At 62.3% G+C, this 13,669-nt stretch carries 7 protein-coding genes; 1 reads left to right on the top strand and 6 read right to left on the bottom strand.

Annotated elements, in window-relative coordinates; all coding sequences use genetic code 11:
• Entirely contained in the window at positions 1 to 6,492 is a 6,492-nt protein-coding gene (locus ACQP1T_RS09215) for a PA14 domain-containing protein (RefSeq protein WP_433759520.1), read from the bottom strand.
• Between the two features lie 1,574 nt (positions 6,493 to 8,066).
• On the opposite strand from ACQP1T_RS09215, the gene ACQP1T_RS09210 reads away from it, so the two are divergent.
• A complete protein-coding gene (locus tag ACQP1T_RS09210; RefSeq protein ID WP_433759519.1) occupies positions 8,067 to 8,357 on the top strand; it encodes a hypothetical protein in 291 nt (96 codons plus the stop codon).
• Positions 8,358 to 8,395: 38 nt separating this feature from the next.
• Here ACQP1T_RS09210 and ACQP1T_RS09205 read toward each other — a convergent pair whose 3' ends face one another.
• The 5 genes from ACQP1T_RS09205 to istB all read right to left on the bottom strand — a co-directional run bounded on the left by ACQP1T_RS09205 (position 8,396) and on the right by istB (position 13,652).
• The gene (locus ACQP1T_RS09205) at positions 8,396 to 9,265 is read right to left on the bottom strand and encodes a hypothetical protein (protein ID WP_433759518.1); all 870 of its coding nucleotides are present in this window, start codon (positions 9,263 to 9,265) and stop codon (positions 8,396 to 8,398) included.
• Between the two features lie 309 nt (positions 9,266 to 9,574).
• Positions 9,575 to 9,991 carry a hypothetical protein gene (locus ACQP1T_RS09200; protein ID WP_433759517.1) on the bottom strand — a complete coding sequence of 139 codons (417 nt, stop codon included), beginning with the start codon at positions 9,989 to 9,991 and terminating at the stop codon, positions 9,575 to 9,577.
• 841 nt (positions 9,992 to 10,832) lie between these two features.
• The gene (locus tag ACQP1T_RS09195; protein ID WP_433759516.1) at positions 10,833 to 11,129 is read right to left on the bottom strand and encodes a hypothetical protein; all 297 of its coding nucleotides are present in this window, start codon (positions 11,127 to 11,129) and stop codon (positions 10,833 to 10,835) included.
• 87 nt (positions 11,130 to 11,216) lie between these two features.
• Positions 11,217 to 11,927 (bottom strand): hypothetical protein, encoded by a 711-nt coding sequence (locus ACQP1T_RS09190; RefSeq protein ID WP_433759515.1) that lies wholly within the window; start codon positions 11,925 to 11,927, stop codon positions 11,217 to 11,219.
• Between the two features lie 975 nt (positions 11,928 to 12,902).
• The gene (istB, locus tag ACQP1T_RS09185) at positions 12,903 to 13,652 is read right to left on the bottom strand and encodes an IS21-like element helper ATPase IstB (protein ID WP_433762109.1); all 750 of its coding nucleotides are present in this window, start codon (positions 13,650 to 13,652) and stop codon (positions 12,903 to 12,905) included.
• Between the last annotated feature and the right edge of the window lie 17 nt (positions 13,653 to 13,669).

Here is a 13,669-nt window from a genome sequence, read left to right as displayed (position 1 = left end):
TCACCTCTCATTTTTGTATGCTTCAAGTATTTTATCCAGCATTTTTACCCGCTCACCAGCCGTTTCCGCTCCGTAGCCGCTTTCAGCACTTTGGTTATAGAAGTCCCGTAGCGCTTGCGCGTCTGCTTTGCTGGCAAGGCCCCGCAGCTCTGCGTCAGATTTTCCGGCAAGACTTTCAACCGAGGGCTTCCCATTCCCCCAGATCGGGCGGCCGACGTCAGCCATGCTTTTGCCCCCTTCCATTTTGGGAACCTCAGCTCGCGGGCCTCTCTCCTGAGGAGGTTTCGGCACCTGGCCTGGTGCGGCAGCTTGGGTAGGCGTTGACGATTTCGCGTCTGCCGGGACTGCCTTGCTCTTGTTGTTGTCGTCGTCTTTGGTGGCCTCGTTGACGATGATCGCCGCCGCTCCTGCACCAAGCGCGAGGGCAGCGACTGCGGGGGCGCCGACGACGGCTCCCACCCCGATCGCGGCGCCGACGCCGAGCCCGACTGCCAGCTCTCCGGGAGAGATGGAAATCGTCCCGGTGAGATCCAAGGAGTTGATTGGGTCGCCGTTGACGTAGTCGTAGCTGTTTGCCGATCCGCCGGGGACCGGGTCGACCTGCAGGAACCTGCCCAGGATCGGCAGGTAGGTCCGAGCTCCCATTTCGAGGGCTTGCTGGCTGGCGACGTGTTCGATCGGGACCGTGTGCTGGCCGAGGTATCCGAAGTCCATGCCGCCCTCGGCCGTGGCCGGGATGGGGATGTCACCGATGGCGCCGGTCACAGGGTTGATGTTCTGACCAAATGGGTCGTATAGGTGGAGAGCACCGGTCCGGGCGCCGGCGCCATCGGCGGTGAACAAGATGTCGCCATGGATGTTGGCGTAGGACCAGTTGGTGGTGTTGGTCTGGGTGTAATTCTTGGTGAGTAGGGCTCCGCCGGGCAGTTTCAGCGTTCGCTGACGTAGGTTTCCGGATCCGTCGAGAACGAAGTCGGGGCCGCCGGAGTCGCCGGTGAAGCCGTAGCGAGTCACCTGCACGGGGTTTGTGGTGTCCTGCACCGAGCGGCCCGAAATGCGGTCGGTGACGTCGCGGGTGTAGGTCACCGAGTGGCCGGACGCGGTCGTGGTGGACACGTGCCGGTTGGTGGAGTCGTAGCCGAGGGTGTCTGTTCCGACCGTGATTGCGTTGCCGTAGTTGTCGTAGGTGAACGACAGGTTTGTCGCTCCGTTGGTAGACAACAACCGGTCAGCGTCGTCATAGCAGTAGTTGGTGATCGCGGAAGCTGCACCGTTGAAGCTGTCAGCGAAGGCCACACGGTTCGTGTTCAACCCCGCCTTCTGGTTCGGACCGCACCCGTTGTCACCGGCAAACGCGTAGGTCAGCTGGTGGAATGGCACCGTGGCCGCGACCAGTCGACCGACACCGTCATAGCTGTAGCTGTTGGTGTAGCTGCTTCCACCATTGGCAGAGTCGGTAATGGTTTCGTCGGTGATGCGCAGATCCCGGGAGCGGGTGACCGCGTCGATGAGCGTGGACCCGGGTACCGTCCACGACAAGGTTGCTGGCGCGCCAGCATCGTTGTGGCCGATCGCGAGGTTCGAGCCGTTCCCGTACGCCACTGCCACCAGGATCCCCGCGTTGTAGCCGGGGGTGGCGACCGTAACTCCATCCAGGTCCAACCGGGTCAGGCGAAACGCGTCGTTCCACTGGTAGTTCAGGCTGGAGCTGACCCCCTTGGCGGTGGAGGTCTCGCTGGTCTTTCGCCCGGCGGCGTCGTAACCGGTCGTGGTGATCACCCCGTTGGCGTCCGTATAGGACGTAACTCGGCCGAGCAGGTCGATCACGGTGGTGGTCGATCCGCTGTCGTCGCTGACCTTCTTCTTCAGCGGGTCACCACCGACGGCGTAGTCGTAGTTGACGGTGCGCGCCGGTTGGTTGCCCATCGCGGGGAACGACTTCTTGAGGGTTCGGCCTCGGGCGTCGTAGGTAAGACATGACCACGGCTCATTGTTGGTTCGGGTGGCGACGATACGGCCCGTTGCGTCGTACACCGTCTCGAGCGCGTTTGCCGAGCCGTTCGAATTTTTGGACGTGCGAACGGTTTTGACCCGCCCCCCTTGGTCGACGGCTGCGGAGTTCGAATCACACGGGTTCGCCCGAGTTTCGTTGTCGCCGTAGTAGGAGGAGGTGGCGCGCTTGTCGGCATTGGCGACGTCGCCCGCAGGTAGTGCCGCGGCCAGTCTGCGCAGAAAACCCTGGCCGGGCTGCTCGAACAACGAACGGCTGGTCAGGTTGATCCCGCCGGGGTCGCCGGTTTTGGACACTGCCAACCCGTACACCGGGTCGATGCCGTTGGCCGGGTCCGAATAGCCGGTAGCAATCATGGTCGACGGTGCACGTTCGATGCTGCCACCGGAGCTGCTGTCAGCGGCCCGGCTCGTCTCGAGCCCGTAGCGGGGCGCGAGGTTCTGCCCCGGTACGGTCACCGCGCCGCCGCCACCTGGAGGTGTCCAGGTGAAGTCGAGCGCGCCCGAGGTGCCGCTACGGTTGTAGTAGTCGACCCGGATGCGATGCCAACTACCAGCTACGGTATTGGTGTAGGTGCCGCTCACGGCTGTGGCGGTCTTGTCGGTCCAGCTGTCGACGGTGAGTACGTCATCGATCCACAACCGGACGCCGTCGACAACAGTGAACCCGAGCTTGTACTCACCGGTTGTGGGGAACTTGATGTCGCCCATGAACCGACCGGACCAACCCGCGCTGTTCGCCACCGGTGGCGTCGAGCCCCAATTGCGACTCAGTCCGCCGTCAGTGGAGCCGACACCTGTCGTCCACTCCTTCGGGACACCTGCCAGGAATGGGTTGTCGTAGAGAGCAGCCTCCAAGCCGACCAGATTTTCGTCGTATGCCTTGTGAGTGTGGGGTGTAGTCGCCGCGCACTCCGGCTTCGGCAGCTGTCCGTTGAAGCATGCCGCTGGAGCCGGCCCGTAGCCGTCTGTAGGCCGATTCGCGTGGTCGTAGAGGACTGTCGACCGCCGACCGGTTGTGTCGACCGCGCCCGTCATTTTGTCTTTCGGGTTCCATTCAGCGCGGACCGTGTCGCCGTTCGTGTCGGTCGATGCCAGCCAGCGGCCGGCGTCGTCCCAGCTCACGGTGCGCACACCCGTCTGCTGGATCCCGGCTACGTCGACGTATGCCTTCTTGCCTGGAATGTCGTAGCGATACGTGCGCGCCACCCGAGGTGCGAGGGTGCGGCCATCGGCAGACGGTGCGGTGACCCGGATCGCTCGCGAGTGTGGAGGCTGCTGCGGGTTATCGAGGAACGCGTCGTACTCGATCAGCGTGCGTTCGGTGTTACCCGAGAACGACGCCTGCGTTGCACGCCAATCGACCGCTACGCTGTCCCGGATCTCGTTCAGCGCACCAACACTGTCGATCGCCTTGAGTTTCTTCTCGGTATCGCTGCCGGCCTGGTCGTAATCGAGCTTCGCGGCCTCCAGATTGAAGTAGCTGTAGTCGCGTATCTCGGAGCCGGGGTTCTCGATTCGAGCGAGGGCGCCCACCATGTACCAGAGGCGTGTTTCTGTGCCGTCCCAGTACTTGATGCGGCACAGCTTCTGCGTCGGCGCTGGGTATGCGCCCGTGGGAAACGAGGCTCCGCCGTAGCAACTGTTGCTGTTGTCGGTGTTGTAGTACAGCGTGTGCGACCGACCCGATACCGGATCTTTGATTTGGGTCAGCCGGGCTGGGGTGCCGCTGTAGAGGTACTGCAGTGACGCTGGTTTCTTGCTGTCTTCCACCTTCGACACAGCAGCCAGCGTGCCGTCGATGTTGAACACCGACACCACGCCGTCCTTGGTGACTGAGATTCGGCCACCGGCATCGACAGCGAGGACACCGTCCTCGTCCTTGGGCGGGGTGTAACCATCGGCCGATGTCTTGACCCAGGAGTGTTTGCCGCCTGCGATATCGGTAAGCACGACCGACCCGTCGAGCATCTCAGCGTAGCTGTAGTCGCTGCTCATCAGGCCGAGGTTCCATCCGCCAGGAAGCGGGGCTGGCTCTTGGGAGTACAGCCAGTCCGTCGTCGCGATCCGAGGGTTCAGGTTGTGGGTGCGTTGAGTGGTGCCGGTGGTGCTCTTGGCCCACAACACCATCCGCGGCTTGTCAGTCGAGCGGTGATACAGCTCGATCTTGATCGGCACGCGCTGGCCGGCGGTCAACGACACATCAGTGGCCTTCTTCGCAGTCGCTGTCGAAAAATCCGTGCCGACAGTCGCAGCGTTCGGGTTGTCGTAGACGACCTTGTTGTCGACCCAAATCTTCGCCCCGTCAACGTGCGAGCCAGCGAAGCTGAAGTCGCCGGTTACCGGAGCTTGGAAATAGCCCTCCCAGCGCACAACGAACCATTGCTTGTCCAGCGCAGCGGGCATCGGATCTTCCTTCCATGGAAGGTTTTCCGATACGTTGCTCCAGATGTTTCCCCAGTCGAGGTTCACTTGTGCTTCGCTGCGGACCATCACCGGGCTCGGGTCCGCGGTGCCATTGTGGTCGGCGTCGTTGAAATACGATGCCCGCACACCGTGGGAGTCGCCGGTTTGCCGCGAATTGTACGTGAAGGTGACACCTGCCGAGCCACCAAGCGCCTCGAAAACGGGTCCTGCCGCCTCGGTATACAGATTGCCGTTGAACATGTTGACTGTGACCGGCCCGATTTTGTCGCTCGGTGCCGGGCCTGGTCGACCCATGCGCTTATCGACGGTGAAGTGTCCGACCCAGTTCGACGGTGTCGGTGTCGCCCCGCCGGATGGCACGGTCGCCACGGTCCATGAGTAGCGGCCGCCGTCGCGCAGAACGTATTGGGGAACGGTCCATTTCGGGGTGTTGAGGCAGCCGGAGTCGACCACGCTGCCGGAGCGGCCGTCGAATCCGGTGGAGATCTTGAAACAGTACATGGTGCCGGTCGCGGCTGCGCTGACCTCCAGTGTCGGAGTGTCGGTCGCGACGATCGCATCGTCCATGGGGCCAACGAGATTCACCTGCGGGCCCGCAGGCGGAGTGCCACCGTCGCTGTAGTCGATGATCAGCGAAGCCAGTAGCTGCTTGTAGGAGTAGGTGTCGGTTTCGGCGCCACCCAACATGAACCACAGGTTCTTGTCTGTGGCTTTGGCGCGGTCACCGATCAGATTCGTCATCGCAGAGGTGCTCAGCGAACCGTTTTCACCGATGCTGGCCGAGGCCAACTCTTGACCGAGGGCGCCGTAGCTCAATGGTGAGGTTGCTTGATACAGGGTCAGTTTCGAGGCGGGTTTCATCTCCGCCAGTGATGCGAGCAGCTTCAGGTCCATGCGCGCGCCGGTGATGGTCTTGCCCGCGAGTGGTGTCAGGTTGTAGCGGATCGCGGTACGCCAGAAGGCGTTCTGGCCTTGGGCTGTTCGCGCGTTGCCGGTGCGGATACCGCAGTCGTCTTCAGCGGTGCATGGCGCAGCGCCTTGCCGATAGGCGATCGCTTCGGACTGCAGGCCGAAACCGAATGTGTAGGTTGGGTCCACCACGATCGGGAACTTCCGGGCGGAATCCTTCAACCATTTCTTGTCCACCGTGACCGTGAGCTGCCATGCATCGCCATCACGGGTCAGGGTGTATGTGCCACCGGTGCGAGCCGGTCCCTTCTTGTCCTTCGCGTTTCCTGAGGCGTCCCACACTTCGATCGGCGGCAGCGCCGCAACAACTTTGCCCGACTTGTCGGAGATCTTGACCGTGCGACCGTCGACCTTCGGGGTGAGATCGCCGGTATCGAGTTTGAAAACCCAACGGCCCTCACCCACGGCGGACGACTTCTTCAGAACGATCGATTCCTTGATCGCATCCGCCGAGACTTCGTATGTCACATCGGTATTCGGCAGCGCGTTCGCATACGTCGCGGTCGATCCAGTGACCTTGCGCCCAGCTTTGTCCGCGCCCTTCAGCTCGAGTGTGACCGGGGTGCCGTTCTGGTTCACCCGGAATAACGCGGGGTCGTTGGCGAACTCCGCGAGTTCGATCCCGACCTCGGTACGCGCCGCGGCTACCCGCTTGGAATCCTTCTTCTCCACCAAACGGGTATCAACCGGGTCCCAGCCACCCTTGCCATTGGCAACACCGAGCGGAACCTGTGACAACACCAGGGTCTTGGTGCCATTGACGTTGGTGAATTCGATCGAATCCGCAGTCCGGCCAGTTTCTTTCGACGTCTTCGGATCGAAACTGCTCTTGCCGCCGGAACCTCCACGCGCGAGCAACGGCGTGAAGTCCGCTTCCGGGGCCGGGGCAGGCTTGCTGTTCGCGTCAGCCTTCGTCTTGGCGGCGGAAAGCATCAGCGGCATAGTCCGCGGATCCTTTCCTTTTGGCGCCGCGAACGCAGACGGTGACACAACAACCTGCGTCACCGACGCGACCAACAACATCACCAAAACAACCGACCACGCCACCGCACTGCGGAAGAACCAAAAGACCGACAACCAGCGCACCAAAGCGCCGCCCCGACGGGGAACCCTCATCACCACTCCACACCAAACACCGAGCCCACACACAGGTTTCATACAGGCATCACAAAACAGGCGAAGCGTAACAACGGGACAAATGCCCGTCGACGGAAGAAGCCGTGCCCTAAACACGAGCCGATGTTAACTACGTCACAGTCTGACCCGTCGGCAAGTCACTTCTTCCTTCTACCGACCCCGATCATTCAATTCCGTTACGTGGCAGCACATTTCAGATTACGTGATCCAGGGGATCCTGCTGGATGGGAATATTGACCTGTCAACCAAGCAGATTCGACAATTCAGGTATTTTCTCCCGGATCATCGATTGATAGTCCCCGACCGCGAAACAACGCTGCTGTCACACTATTTGGTGCGCGATGCCAACGTCGCCTGATCGCTTTGTCGATAGCTATAGCAAGTTAAATCATTGCAGCCATAGGGTTTTCGGCGACCATCGCAATCTCGGCCACTCGATGTCACCGGACGAGCTATCGGGCGCGGTACGTTGCTAACCAACAATATTCGAGTATTCGTTCGAGCCGACCAGCTCGGGAGGTTACATAGAGTGTGGGCCGTCGCAGCCTGCACGGAGCGTGCACATCAACCTACTGCGATCCAGGAGTCACTCTCGGAGTCTTTTTTTTGCAAGCGGCGACGAAACTGCCTACCCAATAATGAATCTGGGCGCCACAGACCCTGCGGCTCTCTATCGGCACCCAACTCGCACCGGCGCTCTAGCATCGACCTCTGCCGAGCCAGTGGCCCAACCCACTCGAAGGCAGCCACGACACTGCCTCCAAACGTGGACCATCGAGCGGACTCCCCAAGGCTAAAAATTGTTGTACCACAACAATGCTCAGAGGACTCCGAACTCGAACTGGGCGACGTCACCCCGCCGCACAGACGCAGCGCCCACAGTTCCAGCAGTGCAGATTTCGCATGCTAACTACAGAAATCAGACCTCCAAACTGTGATATATGTCACTCTTACGTGGGATTGAACGAACACACCCGCGCCACCACGGCCACGCATTGGACGCTGCGGCCAAGCGGCAGTTGCCCACTCGTTCGTACTCGATACGCAGCCGCTGGGTGTGTGTAGACGGCCCAAGCCGACTGTCAACGGACATTGGGACTTCCGACCTGTGCGATCCGTGCGGCAACGAGCTGCGGGCGGCAAACCGAATTTCTTGAACTGCTAGCCAACGCCCTGTGATTAGCTCTCCCATCGCCTCCAGTCAGCGAGGTATGCGGCGAGAGTGCGTTCCGTTCGCTCATCGGCTCAGTTCAGCCCTTAGCGCTTCCGGCGAAGGTCGCCCATACGCAGCCTCCTCCGGTCAGGCCGTATCTCGGAGTTGCGGCAACCGATCACCGATGAGCTGATGGTCCGGCGCGAATGGCATGCAGCGGCGGCTATTCCGTCACTGTGACAGGCGACGCCGATGCTGGCCCTGGCCGACTACACCGAATGCAGCTATGTCGGAACGCCCAGCATCGCAACAACTTGGCCCCTGGCCCGGCGGCCGGGCTGGTTACCTCGGGCGTGCCATGCTTGGGACGATGAGCGAATATTTCTGGCCCGAAGATCAGGAACTGGGGGAACGGACCCGCCATGCATGGGCGGCAACTGTTGAGACCTTGCCAGTCAGCACCCGCGTGACAGGCACGGTCATCGGTCGGCAGCCTTTCGGGGTCTTCATCCATATCGACCAGGTGCCCGATGCAGTCGGCCTCGTCAGGATCACAGCCATGCCGCCAGACGCACCCCTTCCTTTTTGGGGCGAGACGGTAGTGGGCGAGGTGGTTTGGCACGTCGATGACAACTATCAGGTGATCGTGCAGCCCCTTTGAACGAACTGCGGTGTGACGGTGATGGATACGCCATACCCCTAGCTCACACCGTCGCCTCTGGCACGGCCAGAGTACGTCCGCCGGAGGTCGTCCATCAAGGCGTCGGCCTCCGAGGTTGCTGCCACGGCCTCGTGCGGTCGGCCCGCTGCCGTTGACCGGTCCGCGAGAATCCACAGGCTATCGGCGAGAATTCGGGCCATGGAATCACCGAGGTGTTCAAATCGCTGGCGATAAATGAGCACGCACTGCTCCGCAGTGACGTGCGCTTGCGCGGTTCTGCCCAGCACGGCGTACCGGGCTGAAACCTTGCTCAGGCTGTCTGCGAGCCCCATCAGGTGCTTGTGCTGGCAGTCGATGGCGAGGTGCCGTGACACAACGACGCTCTCTTCGGCAGTGTCCAGTGCTTCATCGTGCTGCCCGGTCCAGGCCAGTTGGTCAGCGAGAAGGTCGAGATACCAGACCAAATAATGCCCGCGCTCGGGTTGCATCGCGGTGAATTGGCGGGCGAGATCGACCGCGTCGTGGGCGGCGGCGAGCGCCCTGGCGTGCTGCCCGGCCGAATGGCGACGCTCGACCAGCACACGCAGTGCCTCCGCGAGGATGAACAGCCGGTTCGGATCCTGGACGGAGAGCCGAGCGGCGACTGCGTGCGATTCCTCTTGGGCATCAAGGGCTTCGGCATGACGCCCGAGTTGGGCGAGATTCTCGCCCAGCCGACTGAGCCGAAAGCTCCAATCACGGGTGTACGCGTGCGGATCCTGTTCGGCCAGAGTGCGATACAGCGCGACGGCTTCTTCGTCAGCGACCAGAGCATCCTTGTACTGCTTACACTCGCGGAAGGTTCCGGCGACGGCACCTAGGCCGACCGCCAAGACGGGCAGGTAAGTCTGTGGATCGCTTTCTGCCAAGCTGCGATACAGCGCAACGCTTTCTACGGCCGGACCCGACTCTCGCTGGTGCTGCCCCTGGTTACACAGTGCGCGAGCGTGGACACGCAGGCCCGCGGCAAGTTCGGGTCGATAGGTGTCGGGGTCGCGCTCGGCGAGGCACCGCAAGTGGTCGATGGATTGTTCTAGGTCCGTGAGCGATTCTTCGATAGCTGCAATGTTAGTGCCTGTAACTACGGCGTATCGTCCGCCACGTCACTTCACCGATCCTCGCTGTACCCGATCTCAGCAACCGACGCCAATATTCCGGCGCAGCCTGACGTGGATGTTCTAGATGACACTTTCCCGTTGTGCCAGGAACTTGTCGAGCAGATCGAACAGAACATCGAGGACGCGCAATTCTTCCTCCGGCGTGAACGGGCCCACGGCGTCCCGATCGGGCAACGCGATCCACTGGATCAGCCCCCACCAGGACACGCAGCTTTCTTCCCCGACGTGGTTGGCAATCAGCCACTCCCGGAAACCATCCAGGCCCGACCCGCCGTGGCGACGGGCCGCCTGGTCGTAGCCGTTGAGATAACTCGTCACCCCATGTAGGGTGGTGTAGCCAATGTACATGCCGGGACGGGCGGCGAACAGCCGCAAGTATTCGCGTTCAGTGAGATCGTCCGGGTCCGCCACTTCGGGGGCATTCGCCCACGCCCGGTCGGCGAAGTGCTTGTCGAGGCCAGCTCCGAGTCCCGTCATACGCCTACTTCATCACGGCCACACCGTCGCCGCCAGTCTGACAGTGCGAGGTAGAAAATCGTTCGCGCTAGGACGTACGCGAAGGTCGAGGCGGTCCGGTGGACCGATGACCATTTCCCGGGGTCTGTTGAGATCAATCTCCGGCAGGCAGGCGGCGGCATCGTCAGCCTGATCGAGAAGCCCCGGTAGTCGACAGCGAGAACCGATTGGCCACCGACACCGCCTACCCGGTCTCGAGTTGGCATGCGACATTTCAAAACATCGATCACAGCCGACAGGTGCCGCCGCCGAGGCGTCTCGTGGAAGAAAGAGCACACGAATCTTGTTGGACATCCTCACTTTTCGACACCTTTGATCGATAATGTTCAGCCAGCACATTCGGCACGCAATGTTTCGCGATTGGCTGCGCAGCCACCCGACGACCGGGATCCGTACGAAGCCGTCAAACGCGACTTGGCCACGTAGACAGCCAACACGCCTGCCGACTATCGCCTGGTCAAGAACCCGATCATCGACGAGATCTACGGTCCAGCCTTCGACCACGCCACTCACAGCTGAGATCTAACGGCTGTCGATGTTCGAAGTCGTGTGCACCCGCTTCGTGACGAGACACGGCTACCAGCTGAGCCAGCTCGTCGAGATCTAATGCGGCGGCTACGGATTCGGCGACCGTCACTACCGAGCAGCCGGACCCCGACAATGGCCGCACCCGGGCCTAGCTGCTGACAAGACCACCGACGACGAAGATCTGAAACCTGCGACGCCACTGCGACACCGGCCGCCGACGAGCTCGAACGGTCGCCAAGAGGCCGGCTTGATTTGTGACTCAGCGCGAGCCGGGTTACAGCAGTTCGGCGTACATGCCGCCGTTGAGGATGCCGAATTCGATCTGGCCGGGGAACAGCGACTGATGGCCAGCGGCACGGTGTACGTGGTTCACAGCGATCATCGAGGTCGCCCACTCCTGCAACGGCGCGGGTAGCCGGTAGGTGGTGTCGTCAGTGCAGCGAACGTAGGCGTACGTCGGCTCACCGGCCAGCCCCAGGGGGTTGTGCAGACCGACAGCGGCGATGTCCAGGACGAGCCCGGTGTCTTTCTCGGACACGACGCTCGGCGGTTGCAGTTCGATGTCGTCCATACCCACCAACCGTAGTACCGCAACTATCCAGACACACCCCAATTCACGTGTTTGTGGAGAAAAATCGAACACTGTTGTGTCACACCGCTAATCATCGGCACAACCCAAGGCGCTACCTTCGATCGGCGCCTCCGTCGAACAGCCAGCGTTCGATGACATCCAGGCGCGGCGAATCGACGGCTTCCTCCAGCGGTGCAGCAGGTCGTTGTAGCGCTGGTATGCCGAGGCCAACCATGGACCGCGGGTGGGCAGTGAGGTCCATCCCGCACGATGCAGGACGGTAGCCACCCTCTGGTCGAGGATGCAACACGGGTGATCAGGGTTGCCGCCGCCTGCGAAGTAGAGGAACTTGGTGAAGAACGACGGCCCCAGCGACCCAATCGCATTGCGCCGGTCGCCGGGCCGCAGCAGCGCGTACGCCTCGCCCGGTCGCGCGCCGCTCAGACGCGCTGCGCTGCACAACAACTCACCGACACCGCCGCGCTCACCCGCCACGGCGGTGATGCCACGCGCGTGCCTGAGATTGGTTCCACTACCCCACACCACAGCGTTCCACAGCAACCGCAGCGCTCCCTCAGAATCAGCGGCGGCGTCCTGGGCGAGCCCGAAAAGGTCACCCCGGGCGATCGGCGAGGCCAGCAACACGTCGGGGAGCCCCTGCGCGGCGAATTCTCTTGCCCACCATCGGTGATCGACACCAACTCTGTGCGCATGGATGTAGGCGGGCACATCGATCCCAGCAATGAACTCGCGCAGCTCGACCGGAACCCCCAGCGTGGACAGGTCAGTCGCGCTCATCCTTGCTGCCATCGCAGTCGCCCGTCACTGGCTACGTCGCACACCATGGGTTTGCTGGTCTTGCTGGTGCCGGTCGTTCCCGCCGGGCTACAGAACGCCCCAGGAGTCACCGACTTGGCAGGAGCTGCCGCCGAAGGCACGGCAGGAGCGGGCGCCACCGACGGTATCGGCATCGCTGGAGGCGCGGGGACAACGGTCAGTGCATCAACCGAGTGGGTTGGCGGCGGTACTGGCACCACGGTGGTCGAGGTCGGCGCAGCGGTCGTCGTCGTGGCGGAGGCCACCCTGGTCGTGGTCGGCGTCGAAACCAGCGCCGACGTCGTGGTTGTCGGCGCGCTGGTGACTGTTGATGAGGAAGGAGCAGGTTGTGCCGAATCCTGTTTCGGCGCAACCAATCCCGTCACCACGAAAACCGGAAGCGAGGCGGCCAACAGCCATCCCGCCGCTTTGCGACTGCCGATGCGCGCCCAGCGCAGGCGCCCGCGAATGAGGCCGATGACGGCGAGGACGACCATGCCCATCCAGACCAGGGCGAGGATGGAGGCCACTGCTTGCATAATGCCGATCCCCTGCTTTGACGCGGCAGCGAAACCCGCTGCCCAGCGACGCCGCCCGCACATCTGGACGACTCAGCTCACCTATAGGACACGCGACCGCAGGTGTTACCGCCGTTGTCTCGCCCGGATCGGGTTTGGAGCCGATCGCGTGGCATCCACACGTCGAACCCAGTGGCTCCCTGGCGATCCGACTCGCCCGCGTCAAGCGCCAACAGACGCAGACGGGGATGGGATCAGCAAAAGGAGCAGCCCTGAATATTGCCTTCTCTTACCCTGCAGTGATGGCATACCTGCTGACTTGGAACGGCGACGCCACAACGTTCGATCCAAATGTCCACCGCGATTTCATCGCTCGTGTCAACGTCGGTCGAATCTTGACCCGGCCTGTCCGGTCGAAGGCTGACCCACCCTGGGTTGATTAGTCGTTGGTCTTGGCCGCGGGGACGCGGCCGAGGTCTCGGTCCTTGAGTCGGTAGCTGTCTCCCTTCATCGAGATGACTTCGGCATGGTGGACGAGGCGGTCGATCATCGCGGCGGCGACAACGTCGTCGCCGAACACTTCTCCCCATCGGCCGAAGGGTTTGTTGCTGGTGACGATCAGACTGGCCCGCTCGTAGCGGGAGGAGACGAGCTGGAAGAACAGGTTGGCGGCCTCGGATTCGAAAGGGATGTAGCCGACCTCGTCGACGATGATCAGTGGAATCCGGCCGAGCTTTATCAGCTCTGCCTGCAGTTTTCCGGCGTGATGAGACTCAGCCAGCCGCGATACCCATTCCGCGGCGGTGGCGAACGCGACGCGGTGCCCGGCCTGGCAGGCGCGGATCCCGAGCCCGATCGACAGGTGGGTTTTGCCGGTTCCCGGCGGGCCCAGGAACACGACGTTCTCCTTGGCGGTGATGAAGTCCAAGGTTCCCAGGTGGGTGATGGTGTCGCGTTTGAGGGAACGTTGGTGGTCGAAGTCGAACTCCTCCAACGACTTTCGTGATGGAAACCGCGCGGAACGGATGCGTCCTTCACCGCCGTGGGATTCACGGGCGGAGACCTCGCGTTGCAGGCAGGCGGCCAGGAACTCTTCGTGGCTCCAGTTCTCCGCGCGGGCGCGCTCGGCCAGACGCTCGACGGCATTGCCGAGCGTCGGGGCTTTGAGAGCTCTTGCGAGATAGGCGATTTCGGAAGCGACGTTGC

The sequence above is a fragment of the Nocardia sp. CA-135398 genome (assembly GCF_050955845.1).
GTDB lineage: Bacteria > Actinomycetota > Actinomycetes > Mycobacteriales > Mycobacteriaceae > Nocardia.
This window is presented reverse-complemented; position numbering and strand designations above follow the sequence as displayed.